Source organism: Bradyrhizobium sp. JR4.3 (assembly GCF_040547695.1).
In the GTDB taxonomy this organism is placed as follows: Bacteria; Pseudomonadota; Alphaproteobacteria; order Rhizobiales; family Xanthobacteraceae; genus Bradyrhizobium; species Bradyrhizobium canariense.
The window spans coordinates 16,591-32,666 of sequence record NZ_JBEPQF010000003.1 but is presented as its reverse complement, the minus strand read 5'-3'; the positions used below and the strand labels follow the sequence as shown (position 1 = coordinate 32,666).

Here is a 16,076-nt window from a genome sequence, read left to right as displayed (position 1 = left end):
ATGAACCTTCCCAAAGACGACGCCGCAACACTCTCGGCGCGCTGGACCGAGGGCGTGCTGCTCAAGCGCGACGTGTTCTCGACCGTCGAGCGCGGCCGATTCCGCGACGATGACGGCGAGGTCGACGCGGTGCTGCGCCGCCTCGACGAGGTGCCGTGGTGGTCATTCCTTTTGGCGCGCCATCTGTTCGCCCGCGAGACGCATGCGCTGGCACTCGCCAAGGGACTCGATGTCGGCCCGGAGCTGCTGTGGGCCGGACGCCGCGCGCTGGTGCGCAGCTTCGTCGATGGTGTCGCACTGCATCTGGCGAAACCGCATGGCGACCTCGCTTATTTTCGCTCGGCGAAGGCCGCGCTGCGACGGCTGCGCCGCGCCGGCATCTGCCACAACGATCTTGCCAAGGAACAGAACTGGCTGGTCGGCCGCGACGGTCGCGCCTATGTGACCGACTTCCAGCTCGCGGCCTGCTTCGACCGTCGCGGCCGGCTTTACCGGATCCTGGCGTATGAAGATCTCCGGCATCTGCTCAAGCACAAGCGATCCTACGCGCCCGAGGCGCTGACGCCGCGCGAGCGCAAGATCCTGGCGAAGAAGTCGTTCGCCGCCAGCCTGTGGCTCGCCACCGGCAAGAAGGTCTATCGGGCAATCACGCGCGGCCTGTTCAACTTCACCGACCGTGAAGGCGGCGGCCGAAGGCTCGTCAACGACGCGCCGGTGCTGGCGGAATTGATCCGCAAGAACCCCGCCGTGCGCGACACCGCCATCGTCGCGTTTGCCGACCGCCGCTCCGGTGTCGGCCTCTATGCCTTCGTCGAAGCCGATCAGGCCGCGCTCGAAGGCCAATTGCGGAACGAACTCACCGCCGCCAAGGGGCCGAAGCCCCCGGAACACATCCAGGTCGTGCACGCACTGCCACGCAACGCCGACGGCAAGCCGCGCACGGAGATCCTGCAACTGGTCGCCATGAACCAGCTCGACCTGATCGAGCCGATGATGAAGAACGACCAGGACCGTGCTTTCCTCAAGGACATCCTGGAGCAGCGCAAGAACTTGCGCGACCGCTTCAATTTCGAGGCCGACCTGCCGGCGGGCTAGCGTGGATCACGCCTTGAAGCGTCCACATTGGCGATAGAGAAGCGATCCGATAATTCGAGCTTGGTGGGGGACTTGGCGGGGTCATGGGCACTCGGGGGACGGTGATGCATCGTGTGGTAGGCGGCCTGATCGCCGGCCTTCTGCTGCTCGCCACCACGCCCGTAATGGCCGAGTCTCCCGCCGAACTGATCTCCAGCTTCCGCCTCAAGCATGGCGAGGTCCGCGTCGTCCGCGATTCGACCCTCGACCGCATCGCCATGGACCAGGCGCACGCGATGGCGACAAAGGACGACCTCAGTCACGACGCCCTCGGTCCGTTCAACCGCCGGGTCGCACCTGCCGGCGCAGGCCGCGCCGCCGAGAATATTGCCTACGGCTACGACAATTTCGAGAAGACTCTGGGGCAGTGGATCGACTCGTCCGGACACCGCAAGAACCTGCTGCTGCACAACGCTTCCCGCGTCGGGATCGCGAGCGCGAAAAACGCCAGCGGCAAGCGCACCTATTGGGCAATGGTGATCGCCGGCGACTACGAGCCGAAGGGCAAAGGCAAAGGCAAGAAAGACGGAGAGCCCCTCGTTGCCGTGAAACGCGAAGCCGTTCCTGCAAGCAAGCCGAAATCCGGCGGCTGCCACATCAAGCTGCTCGGCCTCTGCATCTGAGGCGTGACGCCGCGCCGGAAGCATTGTTGCGCGCGCTTCTCCGACCGGCCATTATGATCGCGCCGCTATCCTCAACCAACCTGAGGCGATCAATGGCCAAGAAGTACACCGCTCAATGCGCCTGTGGCGCCATCAAGTTCGAATTCAGCACCGATCCGTCCTTCATCGCCAATTGTCATTGCAACGACTGCAAGCGCGCTTCGGGCGGCGAGATGGCGACCTTCTTCGCGGTACCCGAGGACGATTTCACGCTTCTCTGCGGCAAGCCGAAGGCGTTTCACTACATCGCCAATTCCGGCAAAGGCCTGGATCGCAATTTCTGCCCGGAATGCGGTTCGCGGGTCTTTACCACTAATCTCGATAGCTTCCCCAAGACGGTCTTCGTCCAGTTGGGCAGCCTCGACCGGCCCGACCTCGTGGCACCGAAGCTCGAGATGTTCACCAAGCGTCGCATGTCGTGGAACATGCCGCTCAACCTGCCGCAGTTCGAGGAAATGCCGCACTGACGCGACGATAGTCCGAGCCGGAGATTTAGTTGATCAACATCGAGCGAATACGTGCCGACACGCCAGCCACCTCCCGGCTGGCGTACCTGCACAACGCGGGAGCTGCTCTCATGCCCGTTGCTGTCGTCGAAGCCATGAAGCAGCATATCGATCTGGAGTGCGAGATCGGAGGCTATGCGGCAGCCGATCGGGAGTCGCGCCGGCTTGATTCAGTCTACAGCTCTGTGGCCCGCCTGCTGAATGCCGCACCTGATGAGATCGCCCTCATGGAGAACGCGACGGTTGCCTGGCAGATGGCTTTCTACGCGCTTCCATTTAGCAAGGGCGACTGGATCCTGACCGCCGAGGCGGAGTACGCGGCCAACTATGTCGCTTTTCTTCAGGTCGCCAAGCGAACAGGCGCCGCGATCGACATCGTGCCGAGTGATGCCAACGGCGAACTCGACGTCGACGCGCTCGAACGCATGATCGACGAGCGCGTGAAGCTGATTGCGATCACCTGGGTTCCGACCAATGGCGGACTGGTCAATCCCGCAGCAGCCGTCGGCAAGATCGCGCGGGCGCACGGCATCCCCTATCTGCTCGACGCCTGCCAGGCGGTCGGACAGATGGTGGTCGACGTCGAGGCCATCGGCTGTGACATGCTGTCGGCGACGGGCCGTAAATTCCTCCGCGGCCCGCGCGGCACTGGCTTCCTGTACGTCCGCCGGGCGATGCTGCAGCGGCTCGAACCGCCGATGATCGACCACTACGCCGCACCCTGGGTCTCCCGGGACGCTTATCGGCTGCGTGACGATGCGCGCCGTTTCGAGACCTGGGAGAACAACTACGCAGCCCGGCTTGGGCTCGGCGCGGCTGTCGATTATGCCCTGGACATCGGGATCGGCCCGATCGAGCAGCGGTGCCGCATGCTGGCGGACCGCCTGAGGGGCAGCCTTGCGTCCATTCGCGGCATCAGAATTCGCGACCTCGGACGCACTCCGGGAGCCATCGTCAGCTTCACGGTGGACGGCTACGAGGCGGAGGCGGTCGTCAGCGGCGCGGCCGCAGCCAGCATCACGATCGGCGCCTCAGATCCGTCGAGCACGCGCATCGATGCCGAAATTCGCTCGCTGCCGCCGGTGGTGCGCGCCTCCCCCCACTACTACAATACGGAAGCCGAGATCGATCGGCTGATCGCCCATTTGGCGGGTTTGACGCCGCGATAGCGGCGGGCGCGCACAGCTCAGGTACAGCGCGCACTCAATCCGGATGCGCCAAGCTTCGCCATGACCTCGTCGAGATGGGCGCTGTCGCGGGTCTCGATCACCAATTGCAGCAACGTCGCCTTGGCCGGAAGATCCGAGAAGGTGCGCTGGTGCGAGACCTCGATGATATTGGCGCCGGCCTCCGCCAGCAGTGCCGCGACAGCAGCCAGTTGGCCGGGCCTGTCGGGGATGTCGAGCGACAATTGGGTGAGCCGCCCCTCGCGCGCCAACTCGCGGGTCAGGACCGATGCGATCAGCCGTGTATCAATATTGCCGCCGCTCAGCACCAGCCCGACCTTCTGGCCGGCGAAACGGGACGGGTCGGACATCAGCGCGGCGAGGCCGGCGGCACCGGCGCCTTCCACGACCGTCTTCTCGATCGAGATCAGGGTCGCGACCGCGCGCTCGAGTTCGGCTTCGTTGACCAGCGCAATGTCGTCGACGAGGCGGCGGACGATTTCGGTTGTGATCTTGCCCGGCGTTTTCACCGCGATGCCTTCGGCGAGCGTGTCGCCACGTGCCGGCAGATTGCCGTCGTGGATGGCGTTGTACATCGAGGGGTAGAGCCAGGCCTCGACGCCGAGGATCCGCAGCGACGGCTTGATCGATTTCGCGGCAATCGCGATCCCGCTGATCAGGCCACCGCCGCCGATCGGGACGACCAGCGTATCGAGCTCCGGCACGGCCTTGAGTATTTCCAGCCCGACCGTTCCCTGCCCCGCGATGACAAGCGGATCGTCATAGGGATGGACGAAGATCATGCCGCGCGCTTCGCCGTGGCTGCGCGCATACGCGGCCGCCTCCTCCAGCGTGGCGCCCGTCACCACCACCTCGGCACCGTGATGCCTGGTGTTCTCGACCTTCACCATGGGCGTGCCGACCGGCATGACGATGGTGGCGGGAATGCCGAGCCGCTTGGCGTGATAGGCGACGCCCTGCGCGTGGTTGCCCGCCGACATCGCGACGACGCCCCGCACGCGCTCCTCCGGCGTCAGCGCCGTGAGGCGGTTGAGCGCGCCGCGCTCCTTGAACGAGGACGTGAACTGGAGGTTCTCGAATTTCAGCCAGATATCGCAGCCGCAGATATTGCTCAGCGTACGACTGTAGCTACAGGGCGTCTCGACGACGGCGCCGCGGATCGTCTCGGCGGCGGCATGGATGTCATCAGGTGCGACCGGAAGGCCGCCCAGATCGGAAGATATGGTTTGGGACAACTCAGCCATAGGACAGCATAGAGCATTTGCCCGGCTCCGGCGATAAGCCAACCGCTATTTGGTAAATTCCCGCGAACGTGAAGCCCGCCAAAGCGTCCACAGCGTACGCAGCCGCGATGACGGTTGCGGCGCAAATGGATTGCGCCCGGGTTGCGACAGGCGCTTGAGGTCGGCCCTTACCTGGCTCAGCGGCAGAAACGCTGGCCGAGCCGACACCGGCACCTCGGGCAACAGCGACAAGGCCGTGGTCAAATGCTGCCCGGCCTCGCCCACGAGCTGGTCCAGGACGGCGCGCAAATTCGGCGTCTCCTTGCCGGCGAACACGTCCTCCATGTTGCAATCGTGGCTTGCCAGAACTTGCTGCGGCAGGAACAATTGCCGGTGCGCCGCATCACGCGGCAAGTTCGTGATGACTTGCGCGATGCCTTGAGCCAACCCCGCATGCCGCGCGAGATGCTCGGCTGGGTCCAGGGGTGACGCCATGATCCGCGCCGCAAGAGTAAACAACGCCGAACAGGTCGCGGCCAGATAGCCTTCGAGAGCCGTCATGGTCGGCATTGGGTCGTTGTAGAGATCGAATTGATGCTCGTCGACGAGCAGCGACAGCGGTTCGACCGGCAGGTCGAAATCACGGATTGCGCGGAGCAGCTCCGCCGCCACCGGATTGCCCTCGGCGCTGCCATGGACTTGGCCCGACAGCATGTCGGTCCACCATTGCAGGCGGATTTCACCAGGCAAGGGCTGGCTTACCTGGTCACGGACGCGGACGATCTCGACATTGAAAGCATAGAGCGCCAGCAGCGCGCGGCGCTCGGCAGCGGGCGCGAACAGGGTCGCGGCATAGCGAGCAAAGTCGTGGCTGCGCACGAGGTCAGCACAGAACGCGGCAGAATCCGGCGGCGGCGCGGAGCCACTCATGGCACGGCGATCAGCGCGGCCGCCACGCGCCGCCGTTCGCCGATCATGATGTTGTAGGTACGCACGGCGGGACCGGTCTGCATCGTGTCCAGAACCACCCTCGCCGCTTTAAGCGCCTGGCGCAGTTCCGCCGGCGGCAGCCAGACCCCGGTTCCGGTGCCGATCAGGAGCGTGTCGATGCTGTTGGCGGACTTGAAGACTCGATCCAGCGAATAGCGGTCGATCTTCGCGGGGTCGGTTATGTCCCAGGCCCAGATCGCGTCGGGCAGGCAAAGCAGCGATCCCCGATGCGACATGCCGGCAAAGGCAAAGCCGCCCTTGCCATAGGCTTCGATCGGCGCCGAGCGGGGGAAATGCGGTGCGTTGGGATCGCCGGCCATGAGCTTCGTCCGAATGAGCTTACTGCCCTCGCAAACTCCTGCGAGGGCATGCGGTTCGGATCATGCCTTGCTTTTCTTCGCCGGCGTAGCCTTATCGACCGCATCTTCGCGATGCTCGCCGACGCCGAGATAGATCAGGATCGGGGCTGCAATGAAGATCGAGGTATAAGTGCCGACCAGCACCACGCCGAACATCATGACCGCGGTGAAGCTGTGGATGGCATGGCCGCCGAACAGCAGCAGAGCCAGCAGCGCCAACGTCACGGTGAAGTGGGTGATGATCGAGCGCGACAGCGTCGAGTTGATCGATTCGTTGAGGAGCTGCGGCATCGGCATCTTCTTGTAGCGCCGCAGCATCTCACGGATACGGTCGTAGATGACAACGGTGTCGTTGAGCGAATAGCCCAAAATCGTCAGAAGCGCCGCGATGCTGGTCAGGTCGAAATCGACCTGACTGATCGACATGAACCCGATTGTCAGCACGATGTCGTGCACGTTGGCGATCATGGCGCCGAGCGCGAACTGCCACTCGAAGCGGAACCAGAGGTAGACCAGGATCGAGACGATCGCGAGCATCAGGCCGAGCATGCCCCAACTCAGCAGTTCGCCGGAGACACGCGGCCCCACCACCTCGACGCGGCGATACTCCACGGACTCGCCGAGCGCAGTGCGGACCTTGTCCACGGCTGCCTGCTGCGCCTTGTCGCCGCCCGGCTGCTCGGCAACGCGAAGCAGCACGTCAGCGGGGCCACCGAATTGCTGCAGCTGGATTTCGCCGAGTCCCAGGCTGCCAAGGGTCGTGCGCATCTGCGCAAGATCGGCGGAGCCCGACTTGGCCCTCACCTCCATCAAGGTGCCGCCCTTGAAGTCGATGCCGAAGTTCAGGCCATGGGTAAAGAACAGCGTGATGGCGACGATCGACAGCGCCGCCGAGATCGGGAAGCTGATACGGCGGAAGCGCGTGAAGTCGAAATGCGTCTCGTCTGGCACGATGCGCAGCGACGGCAGGAGGCCAAGCACGCTGACCACGGTCAGCACGGCAATCAGGACGCCGAGAGAAATGAGAACGAGTTGAGTAGTGGTCACAGCCGGCCTCGAATGATCAAATCGGCACAGTTTTCGGCCGCGTCCACTGCACCCACCATGCGACGATCAGGCGGGTCATGGTGAAGGCGGTGAAGACCGTGGTGATGATTCCGATGCCCAACGTCACTGCGAAGCCGCGCACCGGTCCGGTGCCGATCATGAACAGCACGGCAGCGGCAATGAAGGTCGTGATATTGGAATCGAGAATGGTCGCAAGCGCCCGCTTGAAGCCTGCATCGATCGCCGAGATCGGGCTTCTCCCGCCGCGCAACTCCTCGCGGATGCGCTCATATATCAGCACGTTTGAGTCCACCGCGATGCCGACGGTGAGCACGATGCCGGCGATGCCGGGAAGCGTCAGCGTGGCACTGAGCAGCGACAACAGGCCGAAGATCATTGCGACGTTGATGGCCACCGCGATGTTGGCGAACACCCCGAACAGCCGGTAGGTCAAGAGCATGAAGATAACGACCAGGATCGAGCCGACGTAAGCCGCAAGCTCGCCCTTCTCGATCGAGTCCTGGCCGAGACCCGGACCGACGGTGCGTTCCTCGACCACCGTGAGCGGCGCAGGCAGGGCGCCGGCGCGCAGTAGAATCGCGAGGTCGTTGGCCGACTGCACGGTGAAACTGCCGGAGATCTGGCCCTGGCCGCCGGTGATCGGCTCGCGAATGACCGGCGCCGAGATCACCTTGCCATCGAGGATGATCGCGAAGGGCACCCCGACATTCTCCTGCGTGGCCTGCGCAAACTTGCGCGCTCCAGAGGTATTGAACGTGAAGCTAACGACCGGCTCGTTGGTACGCTGGTCAAAGGTCGCCTGGGCGTTGGTCAGGTCGCCGCCAGCAACCAGCACCTGCTTCTTGACCACATAGTTGGGCGGCGGCGGCGTGGCCGCCGGCAGCAGTTCGGAATCCGGTGGAATCCGGCCCTGCTGCGCCTGGTCCGGCGGCACCGAGGGATCGACCATGCGAAATTCCATTTTCGCGGTCTTGCCCAACAGTTCCTTCAAATGGGTGGGATCCTGCAAGCCCGGCACCTGCACCAGGATGCGGTCGTTACCCTGACGCTGGATGATGGGCTCGACAGTGCCGAGCTCGTTGACGCGCTTCTCAACGATCTGAATCGACTGCTCGATGGTCTTGCGCATGCGGTCGAGCATCGCGGCCTCTGGAATACTGAGGCGGATCAATCCGCCACCAGCATCGGCGACCTCAAGGTCGCGCTGACCGCTGGACCCCATCAGGCCGCCAATCGGCTGCGCAAGCTCGCGCAACTTGGCGAGCGCCGGCTGCGCGTCGGTGTCCTTGGTGATGCGAACCTCGACCGCGTCGTTGCGCACGGTGACGCCGCCGGTGAACCCGATCTTGGCCTCGCGCAGCACGCGACGGACGTCGTCGCGGATCTGGTCGAGCTTTTCCTTCTTTACATAGTTGGAATCGACCTCGAGCTGCAGAGAGGAGCCGCCCTGCAAGTCGAGACCCAACACCAGCCGCCGCTGCGCCCAGGCGGGCCAGGTCTTGACCTGCGCTTCGGGGAAGAAGTTCGGGACCGCGCAGAGGCACACGATCAGCGCCGTCAGGATGATCCCGAGCGCCTTCCACCGCGTGAAATACAACATCGACTGGACCTGTCAGATCAGGAGACTTGCAGGAAGACTTGAGAGACTCGCGGAAGCACTCACTTCGCCGCGGCGTCGTCCTTGGCGCTTTCCTTGGATTCCTTGGCCGGCTCGCCCTTGGCGCGCACGCCGGAGACCATCGAGCGCATCTGCCGCACGCGCACGCCATCGGCGATCTCGAACTCGATCTGGTCGTCGTCGACGACCTTGGTGACCTTGCCGACGAGACCGCCCGAGGTCACGACGGTGTCGCCGCGGCGGATGTTCTTTACGAGGTCAGCGTGGTCACGGACCTTCTTCTGCTGCGGACGCAGAATCAGGAAGTACATGATCACGAAGATCAGGGCGAATGGCAGCAGCGACATCAGCATGCCGCTGGTGTCGCCGGCGCCCGCAGCCTGGGCATACGCAGGGGTAATCAACATTCGGACGATCCTCGTGAGAACGGGGGAAAACCGGTCAGGCCCAAATGGCGACCGGTTCGGTCAAATTCGCGCGGACTATAGCGGCCATTGCCCCAATTGCAACGCTGCCAGACCGCCCTTTTAGCCACCTTGCGGCGCGCGCTCAGGCCCGATAAGGCTGCATTCTCAGGAACTTCGGACATGCCCCAAAAACCAAGCAAAAGCCCGGCCCGCAAAGGCCCCCGCACCCCTGCCGCGAAGCCAGCCCGCGTCGCGGCAAAACGTCCCAAGGCAGCCCTCAAAGCTGCTTCCAAAGCGACTTTCAAGACGATTTCCAAGGCGACTTCCAAGGCCAACCAAAGCGTCTCCCAGGAGCGCATCGTTCGCGCGCTGGAGACGATTGCGGCGCACCTCTCCGCTCAAGGCAAGCCCGCCGTCGAACGCGAGTCGTTCAAGCAGGCGGATGCTTTCGTCTGGCACCCGGACGGCCGTCTTGCCGCGGTGCCGCGGGTCAGCCGCGTCGAATTGTTCCTGCTCAAGGGCGTCGACCGGATGCGCGACATCCTGATGGAGAACACGGAGCGTTTCGCCAACGGACTGCCCGCCAACAACGCACTGCTCTGGGGCGCGCGCGGCATGGGCAAGTCGTCGCTGGTGAAGGCGGCGCATGCCAGCATCAACGCGGAGCGCAAACCGGCCGACAGACTGAAGCTGATCGAGATCCATCGCGAGGACATCGAGAGCCTGCCCGCGCTCATGGAGCAGCTTCGCGCCTCATCCTTCCGCTTCATCGTGTTCTGCGACGATCTCTCCTTCGACGGCAATGATGCGTCCTACAAATCGCTCAAGGCGGTGCTCGAAGGCGGCATCGAAGGTCGGCCGGAGAACGTCATCCTCTACGCCACCTCGAACCGCCGCCATCTGCTGGCGCGCGAGATGATCGAGAACGAGCGCTCGACCGCGATCAATCCCGGCGAAGCCGTCGAGGAGAAGGTCTCGCTGTCGGATCGCTTCGGTCTCTGGCTCGGCTTCCACCGCTGCAGCCAGGACGAATATCTCGCGATGGTGCGGGGCTATTGCAGCCATTTCGGCGTCAAGGTCGACGATGACGCGCTGGAGCGCGAGGCCCTTGAATGGTCGACGACGCGCGGCTCGCGCTCCGGCCGCGTCGCCTGGCAGTTCGTGCAGGAGCTTGCGGGACGGCTCGGCGTCAAGCTGACGGCGACGTAGCGGGAGCTAAGAGCCGCACTCACACCTGTCGTTCCCCGCGCAAGCGGGGAATCCAGTATTCCAGAGACAGTTTTGATCGATCGAGACGTTGCGGCGTACTGGGTCGCCCGGTCAAGCCGTGCGACGACAGCTTTCGTGCCGAGGCAACGCTGGCCTCACGCCCCGTTCAGGAATTGAAGCGGGTCAACCGGGCTCGATCCCTTGCGGATCTCGAAGTGGAGCTGCGGCGACGCCACCTCCCCGGATTGACCCGACTTGGCAATGACCTGGCCGCGCTTGATGGTATCGCCGCGCTTCACCATCAGCTCACTCGCATGGGCATATGCAGTGACGTAGCCGTTGGAGTGCCGAACCAGGACGAGATTGCCATAACCTTTCAGCTCGTTGCCGGAATAGGCAACGACTCCGTCTTCAGCCGCCTTGACCGGCGTACCCTCGGGCACCGCGAGATTGATGCCGTCGTTGGACTTGCCATTGGTCTTGGCGCCGTAGCTCGTGACCACCTTGCCGCGCACCGGCCAGCGGAAAGTCGGCAGCGCGCTGGTAGTCTCCGCAGCTTTCGCCGGAGCTTCAGCGGTCTTCTCTTCGACATTGGCAGTGGCCTGGGCCAGGCGCGCGCTTTGCACCGGCGCGACGGCCGCCATCTTGGTGGCGGGCGCAGGCGCGGCCGCAACGGGTTGCAGCGTTCCGGCGACGGGAGCGGCTCCAACCGGAGCCGCGGCAAGCGGTGCTGCGACGGCGGCGGTCTTGGCGCCGGGCACGGCCAGCCTGGTGCCGAGCTTCAGTTTCGCAGAGGGATCGAGCCCATTGGCGCGGGCCAGTTCAGCCGCCGAGATATGGTTCTTGCGGGCAATGCTGGCGAGCGTGTCGCCGTGGTTCACGAAGTGCGTGCTTGACGGCGCGGCAACGGCTGCAACCGGCTTCGCAGCAGGCGCCATCGCGGGGGCAGCGGCAACGGGAGCCATGAGCGGCGCGGGCGCAGCGGCCGTAGCCTGGTGCGGAATGATCAGTTGCTGGCCGGGCGAGAGCGCGCGCGGCCCCTTATAGCCGTTGGCGGCGAGAATCGCCTGCGGCGTAACGCGATAGCGTTTGGCAAGCAGGTCGAGCGTATCGCTGGTGCCGACGATGATTTTGGTTCCACCGACCGGCTGGGCGGCTGCGACCGAACGCGGCGGCACGGTGGCCGTGGTCTCCAGATGCGGCTGCGCCGGGGGTGCGTAGGAGCCGACACCGCGACCACCTCCGGACACGCCGCCTGCCGCAACGGGGTAGGATTGCGGCGCGGACACGGCCGGCGGCAAAGGCTGCGACTGATAATAACCCGACTGCGTCTGCGGCCGCGAATATTGCGGCAGCTCACGCTGGGGCGGCGGTGCCTGTTGCACCGAACCGGTCGATTCCTGCGCGAAGGGATTGGAGAAGTTCGACTGGGACATGCGCGACGACATGTCGGCGCTGCATCCTGCGAAGCTGAAGGAGATCAGCGCCAGCACCGCGACCTGCGGCACACGGCGCGAGTAAAGCAACTCGGCGGCAACGGACATGGTTACTCACTCGTACGCAACAGAACTGGTGTTTTAAGTAAACACGCGCCGAGTAAATAACGGCTTAACCCTCCCAATAAGATGTTGGCAGCACAGCCAATCCGGAATTCTACAGCTCCCGCGCCACACCGGGCAGCGCCGGCACGAAGCGGACCTCGACGAGTTCCTTGCGCTCGATCCCGGCTTCCGTCCGGCTCAGGCGGATCAGCGTCTGCACCCCCTGATGCGGACCGACGGGCGCGATCAGGATGCCGCCCACCTCCAGCCGCTCGATCAGGTTCTCCGGAAGCTGCTCCATCGCGGCCGTGACAATGATGCGGTCGAACGGGCCGATATTGGGGGGCAGATTGAGCCCGTCGCCCAGCATCACCTCGACGTTGTGGTAGTTGAGCTTTTCAAGCCTGATCCGTGCGGCATCCGCAAGCTTGCGGTAGCGCTCGACCGTCAACACCTGGCCGGCGAGCCGCGACAGCACCGCCGCCTGGTAGCCCGAGCCGGCACCGATCTCGAGCACGCGGTGCCTCTTCTGAAGCTGGAGCTGCTCGGTCATGTAGGCGACGACGAAGGGCTGGCTGATGGTCTGCCCGCAGGCGATCGGCAGCGCGCTGTCGCGATACGCGCCGTCGCGATCGGCGTCGTCGACGAATTGATCGCGCGGCACCTCCTCCATGGCCCGCAGGACCGCCTGGTCGCTGATGCCCCGACGCCTCAGCGTGAGCTGAAACATCATCTTTTCCGGCGGGTGCTGATGGGAAGTCATTGCCTGCTTGTGCTGTCTTTGCGGTCCGGGACGCCGAGCTGGGGCGCTAGATTCTTGTTCCGGCCAGGGAACCCATGATAGGCTTCGGATGGGAGTAGTTGACCACAAATTGGCTTGCAACGGGCAAGCCGCGACGGCCATTTTCATGCATCCGTTCGTCAAAACGCGCATTGCGTCGATTCATGTTATCTGCGAACGTTTTTGACAATGGGCAAGGACTCGACCATGACCGCGACGGGGCTTACCGGCCGCTCTGTATTCCTCGTCGAAGACGAGGTGATGATCAGGATGATGGTCGCGGACATGCTCGAAGAGCTTGGCTACAAGATCGCAGCCGAGGCTGGCGACATCACCGAAGCCATGCGGCTCGCCCAGGCAACCGAGTTCGACATCGCCATTCTCGACGTCAACGTCAACGGCAAGGTCATCTCGCCGGTCGCCGACGTCATCAAGGCAAAGGGCTGCCCGTTCATCTTCGCCACCGGATACGGTTCCTCCGGCCTGCCCGAGCAGTACCGCGATCGGCCGGCGCTTCAGAAACCATTTCAGCTCGACGCCCTCGGCAAGACCATCGAAGCCGCGCTTCGCGGCGGCTAGGCCCCGTTCCAAGTCGGATTACTTCAGCGTCGGACTTACTTCAGCGTCGCACTCAGCGCCTCCGAAAACGCCTCGTTGGTGCGGTCGAGCCGGAGCGGCGTGACGGAGACATAGCGTTCGCGCAGCGCCGCGAGATCGGTGCCATCGGCGGGTGTATCAATCATCGCGGTGCGCTCGAAGCCGATCCAGAAATAGGGATTGCCACGGCCGTCCTTGCGCTCGTCGATCTTGAGGAAGCCGAGATTGCGCTTGCCCTGCCGCGTCACGCGAATGCCCAGCACATCCTCCGGCGCGCAAGCCGGGAAGTTGACGTTGATGACGGTGTCCTTCGGGATGCCGGCAGCGATCACCTTGCGCAGGATGTCGGGCCCGAATTTGCGCGCGGTGTCCCACAGCGGCCGGTCGCGGGTCTCGACGCTGAACTCCTGCGACAGGGCGAAAGACGGTAGTCCCAAGATGGTTCCCTCCAGCGCGCCGGCGATGGTGCCGGAATAGACCACGTCCTCGGCGACGTTGCGGCCCTTGTTGACGCCGGACAGCACGACATCGGGCAGCTTGGCGCCGAGGATGTGGCGCGCGCCCATGATGACGCAGTCGGTCGGCGTGCCGCGCACCGCAAAGTGCCGCGGGCCGACCTCGCGCAGCCGCAGCGGATCGTTCAGCGACAGCGAATGCGACACGCCGGACTGGTCGAGTTCAGGCGCGACCACCCAGACGTCATCGGACAATGCGCGCGCGATCTCCTCCAGGACCTTGAGGCCGGGGGCGTGGATACCGTCGTCATTGGTGCAGAGAATGCGCATGGGAAAGGTCGATTCCTGAAGCGGGTCTCAGCCGTCTTATCCGGCCGGGGCCGATCAGGCAAACCGGCCGATCGGGGCCGGCTGCCGGTACCGGCTTGGCCGGCTATCGGCGAACGCGCCATTGCGGCAGGAAGCGCGCCAGCCGGCCCTCGGCGTGCAATTTCATCGCCGGCACGACCGGGTTCACGATCGGCGCCTCGATGACGCCGAGCGCCTCCAGCTGTGCGACGAACGGGTCCGCTACCGACGCCTGCGGAAAGCGTTCGCGTGCCAACGTCAGCGCCTGGTCGAAATCGGCTGCATTCACACCGGGCTTGGCCCGCCGGCTCTGGACCAGATCGTCGTCCCAGAGCCGCGTGATCGCGATGTCGAGCACGCCACGCAGCCGCTGATCGACAGCCTGGATGCCGGCACCCGTCACCGCCCATTGTCTGCCGACCCAGAAGATGTCGCGGTGCAAGGCCATGAACGATGAGTTCGCGTTGTCGGGTGGCCGGCAGGATAACCGGCCGCCCGATCTTCGCAACCAAACGTTTCTCCGTTTCAGATCGCAGCACGCCTAGTCGCGTGCGACCACCTTCAACCCGCCCATATAGGGCTGGAGCACGCTGGGGACCGCAATCGAGCCGTCCTCCTGCTGATAGGTCTCCATCACGGCGATCAGCGCGCGGCCGAGCGCGGTGCCGGAGCCGTTGAGCGTGTGCACGAACCGCGGCTTGCCATCGGGGCCGCGCGAACGCGCGTCCATCCGGCGAGCCTGGAAATCGCCGCACACCGAGCAGCTCGATATCTCGCGGAATGCCCCGCCGTCGCCCTGACCCGGCATCCAGACCTCGATGTCATAGGTTTTTTGCGACGAGAAACCCATATCCCCGGTGCACAGCGTCATCACGCGGTAATGCAGCTCGAGCCGCCGCAACACTTCCTCGGCACAGGCGAGCATGCGCTCGTGCTCGTCCTTGCTCGTCTCCGGCGTCGTGATCGAGACCAGTTCGACTTTGGTGAACTGGTGCTGCCGGATCATGCCTCGGGTATCGCGCCCAGCGGCGCCCGCCTCCGCGCGAAAACACGGCGTCAGCGCAGTCAGGCGCATCGGCAGCTGCTTTTCGTCGAGGATGGATTCGCGGACGAGATTGGTGAGCGCCACCTCCGCGGTCGGAATGATCCCGAGACGCTCGGTCCGGAGCCGCTCAAGGTCGGGCGCGGCGAGCAATTCGCCCTTGATCGCCCAGAACTGGTCGTCCTCGAATTTCGGCAATTGTCCGGTGCCGAACATGATCTCGTTGCGCACGAGCAGCGGCGGATTGATCTCGGTATAGCCGTGCTCGTCGACGTGTAGATTGAGCATGAACTGGCCGAGCGCGCGTTCGAGCCGCGCCAGTCCCTTCTTCAGCACGACGAAGCGCGCGCCGGAGAGCTTTGCCGCGGTCTCGAAATCCATGTCACCGAGCGCGGCGCCGAGATCGTCATGGGGTTTTGGCGCGAACGCGTAGTTACGCCTGTTGCCGAAGACATGGCGCTGCACATTGCCGTGCTCGTCGACACCATCGGGCACCTCGCCGAGCGGCAGATTGGGGATCGCCGCCAGCTCCCTGGCTAGCTCCTCGTCTGCAGCCTTCGCGGTCGCCTCGAGCTCCGGCATGGTGGTCTTGAGCTCGGCGACTTCCGCCATCAGCTTCGCCGCGCGCGCCTCGTCCTTGGCCTTCTTGGCATCGCCGATTTCCTTGGAGGCCGCATTACGCCGCGCCTGCGCCTGCTCGGAAGCCAGGATCGCCGCACGCCGGGTCTCGTCGATCGCAAGCAGCGAGGCCGACATCGGCTTCAGGCCGCGCCGTGCGAGGCCGGCGTCGAAGGCTTGCGGGTTGTCGCGGATCGATTTGATGTCGTGCATGGCCGAGGTCCTGGGGCTTGTTGCAACCCTGCAAATCCTGGATTTGCATTCATGCAAATGGCTGCTTCCCCTAGCACGGCTGTCATCGCCCGCGAAAGCGGGCGATCCAGTATTCCAG

At 64.5% G+C, this 16,076-nt stretch carries 17 protein-coding genes; 6 read left to right on the top strand and 11 right to left on the bottom strand.

Going from position 1 to position 16,076, the window contains the following annotated elements:
• From ABIB91_RS06045 to ABIB91_RS06030, 4 genes are all read left to right on the top strand, one after another.
• Entirely contained in the window at positions 1 to 1,095 is a 1,095-nt protein-coding gene (locus tag ABIB91_RS06045) for a serine/threonine protein kinase (RefSeq protein WP_354160921.1), read from the top strand.
• A gap of 104 nt (positions 1,096 to 1,199) precedes the next feature.
• Entirely contained in the window at positions 1,200 to 1,757 is a 558-nt protein-coding gene (locus ABIB91_RS06040; protein ID WP_354128849.1) for a CAP domain-containing protein, read from the top strand.
• A gap of 92 nt (positions 1,758 to 1,849) precedes the next feature.
• A complete protein-coding gene (locus ABIB91_RS06035) occupies positions 1,850 to 2,263 on the top strand; it encodes a GFA family protein (protein ID WP_007590685.1) in 414 nt (137 codons plus the stop codon).
• A 29-nt stretch (positions 2,264 to 2,292) separates the two neighbouring features.
• Positions 2,293 to 3,471 (top strand): aminotransferase class V-fold PLP-dependent enzyme, encoded by a 1,179-nt coding sequence (locus ABIB91_RS06030; RefSeq protein ID WP_354160924.1) that lies wholly within the window; start codon positions 2,293 to 2,295, stop codon positions 3,469 to 3,471.
• Positions 3,472 to 3,488: 17 nt separating this feature from the next.
• On the opposite strand, the gene ABIB91_RS06025 is transcribed toward ABIB91_RS06030, so the two are convergent.
• From ABIB91_RS06025 to yajC, 6 genes are read right to left on the bottom strand one after another with little or no spacing between them, the layout of a single operon-like run.
• On the bottom strand, positions 3,489 to 4,733 hold the full coding sequence (locus ABIB91_RS06025) for a threonine ammonia-lyase (protein ID WP_354160925.1): 1,245 nt from the start codon (positions 4,731 to 4,733) through the stop codon (positions 3,489 to 3,491).
• Positions 4,734 to 4,778: 45 nt separating this feature from the next.
• Entirely contained in the window at positions 4,779 to 5,642 is an 864-nt protein-coding gene (locus ABIB91_RS06020; protein WP_354160927.1) for a phytoene/squalene synthase family protein, read from the bottom strand.
• Positions 5,639 to 6,022, bottom strand: a complete 384-nt coding sequence (locus tag ABIB91_RS06015; protein ID WP_007590678.1) for an Mth938-like domain-containing protein — start codon at positions 6,020 to 6,022, stop codon at positions 5,639 to 5,641. Before ABIB91_RS06015 ends, ABIB91_RS06020 begins: the two co-directional genes overlap by 4 nt.
• Before the next feature lie 60 nt (positions 6,023 to 6,082).
• Positions 6,083 to 7,108, bottom strand: coding sequence for a protein translocase subunit SecF (secF, locus tag ABIB91_RS06010; RefSeq protein ID WP_354160929.1), 1,026 nt, complete (start codon positions 7,106 to 7,108; stop codon positions 6,083 to 6,085).
• A 16-nt stretch (positions 7,109 to 7,124) separates the two neighbouring features.
• A complete protein-coding gene (gene secD / locus ABIB91_RS06005; RefSeq protein ID WP_007590675.1) occupies positions 7,125 to 8,729 on the bottom strand; it encodes a protein translocase subunit SecD in 1,605 nt (534 codons plus the stop codon).
• Positions 8,730 to 8,788: 59 nt separating this feature from the next.
• Positions 8,789 to 9,154 carry a preprotein translocase subunit YajC gene (gene yajC, locus ABIB91_RS06000; RefSeq protein ID WP_007590674.1) on the bottom strand — a complete coding sequence of 122 codons (366 nt, stop codon included), beginning with the start codon at positions 9,152 to 9,154 and terminating at the stop codon, positions 8,789 to 8,791.
• A gap of 180 nt (positions 9,155 to 9,334) precedes the next feature.
• Between yajC and ABIB91_RS05995 the strand changes: the two genes are divergently transcribed.
• Positions 9,335 to 10,363 (top strand): ATP-binding protein, encoded by a 1,029-nt coding sequence (locus tag ABIB91_RS05995; protein ID WP_354160932.1) that lies wholly within the window; start codon positions 9,335 to 9,337, stop codon positions 10,361 to 10,363.
• A gap of 155 nt (positions 10,364 to 10,518) precedes the next feature.
• On the opposite strand, the gene ABIB91_RS05990 is transcribed toward ABIB91_RS05995, so the two are convergent.
• Complete coding sequence (locus ABIB91_RS05990; protein ID WP_007590672.1) at positions 10,519 to 11,907, bottom strand: LysM peptidoglycan-binding domain-containing M23 family metallopeptidase; 1,389 nt, start codon at positions 11,905 to 11,907, stop codon at positions 10,519 to 10,521.
• Between the two features lie 109 nt (positions 11,908 to 12,016).
• Complete coding sequence (locus ABIB91_RS05985; RefSeq protein ID WP_354160934.1) at positions 12,017 to 12,667, bottom strand: protein-L-isoaspartate(D-aspartate) O-methyltransferase; 651 nt, start codon at positions 12,665 to 12,667, stop codon at positions 12,017 to 12,019.
• A gap of 225 nt (positions 12,668 to 12,892) precedes the next feature.
• Between ABIB91_RS05985 and ABIB91_RS05980 the strand changes: the two genes are divergently transcribed.
• On the top strand, positions 12,893 to 13,264 hold the full coding sequence (locus ABIB91_RS05980; protein ID WP_007590670.1) for a response regulator: 372 nt from the start codon (positions 12,893 to 12,895) through the stop codon (positions 13,262 to 13,264).
• Positions 13,265 to 13,299: 35 nt separating this feature from the next.
• Here the strand turns inward: ABIB91_RS05980 and surE are convergent, their stop codons facing one another.
• From surE to serS, 3 genes are all read right to left on the bottom strand, one after another.
• Entirely contained in the window at positions 13,300 to 14,067 is a 768-nt protein-coding gene (gene surE / locus ABIB91_RS05975; protein WP_007590669.1) for a 5'/3'-nucleotidase SurE, read from the bottom strand.
• Between the two features lie 103 nt (positions 14,068 to 14,170).
• Complete coding sequence (locus ABIB91_RS05970) at positions 14,171 to 14,533, bottom strand: hypothetical protein (protein ID WP_354160937.1); 363 nt, start codon at positions 14,531 to 14,533, stop codon at positions 14,171 to 14,173.
• Between the two features lie 93 nt (positions 14,534 to 14,626).
• Positions 14,627 to 15,958 carry a serine--tRNA ligase gene (gene serS, locus ABIB91_RS05965; RefSeq protein WP_354160939.1) on the bottom strand — a complete coding sequence of 444 codons (1,332 nt, stop codon included), beginning with the start codon at positions 15,956 to 15,958 and terminating at the stop codon, positions 14,627 to 14,629.
• Positions 15,959 to 16,076: the final 118 nt, after the last annotated feature.

Bases quoted from the DNA above. Each gene is read 5' to 3' on its own strand.
- ABIB91_RS06045 (WP_354160921.1), top strand. From the start codon at position 1: ATGAACCTTCCCAAAGACGACGCCGCAACACTCTCGGCGCGCTGGACC.
- ABIB91_RS06040 (WP_354128849.1), top strand. From the start codon at position 1,200: ATGCATCGTGTGGTAGGCGGCCTGATCGCCGGCCTTCTGCTGCTCGCC.
- ABIB91_RS06035 (WP_007590685.1), top strand. From the start codon at position 1,850: ATGGCCAAGAAGTACACCGCTCAATGCGCCTGTGGCGCCATCAAGTTC.
- ABIB91_RS06025 (WP_354160925.1), bottom strand. From the start codon at position 4,733: ATGGCTGAGTTGTCCCAAACCATATCTTCCGATCTGGGCGGCCTTCCG.
- ABIB91_RS06020 (WP_354160927.1), bottom strand. From the start codon at position 5,642: ATGAGTGGCTCCGCGCCGCCGCCGGATTCTGCCGCGTTCTGTGCTGAC.
- ABIB91_RS06015 (WP_007590678.1), bottom strand. From the start codon at position 6,022: ATGGCCGGCGATCCCAACGCACCGCATTTCCCCCGCTCGGCGCCGATC.
- secD (WP_007590675.1), bottom strand. From the start codon at position 8,729: ATGTTGTATTTCACGCGGTGGAAGGCGCTCGGGATCATCCTGACGGCG.
- yajC (WP_007590674.1), bottom strand. From the start codon at position 9,154: ATGTTGATTACCCCTGCGTATGCCCAGGCTGCGGGCGCCGGCGACACC.
- ABIB91_RS05995 (WP_354160932.1), top strand. From the start codon at position 9,335: ATGCCCCAAAAACCAAGCAAAAGCCCGGCCCGCAAAGGCCCCCGCACC.
- ABIB91_RS05990 (WP_007590672.1), bottom strand. From the start codon at position 11,907: ATGTCCGTTGCCGCCGAGTTGCTTTACTCGCGCCGTGTGCCGCAGGTC.
- ABIB91_RS05985 (WP_354160934.1), bottom strand. From the start codon at position 12,667: ATGACTTCCCATCAGCACCCGCCGGAAAAGATGATGTTTCAGCTCACG.
- ABIB91_RS05980 (WP_007590670.1), top strand. From the start codon at position 12,893: ATGACCGCGACGGGGCTTACCGGCCGCTCTGTATTCCTCGTCGAAGAC.
- surE (WP_007590669.1), bottom strand. From the start codon at position 14,067: ATGCGCATTCTCTGCACCAATGACGACGGTATCCACGCCCCCGGCCTC.
- ABIB91_RS05970 (WP_354160937.1), bottom strand. From the start codon at position 14,533: ATGGCCTTGCACCGCGACATCTTCTGGGTCGGCAGACAATGGGCGGTG.
- serS (WP_354160939.1), bottom strand. From the start codon at position 15,958: ATGCACGACATCAAATCGATCCGCGACAACCCGCAAGCCTTCGACGCC.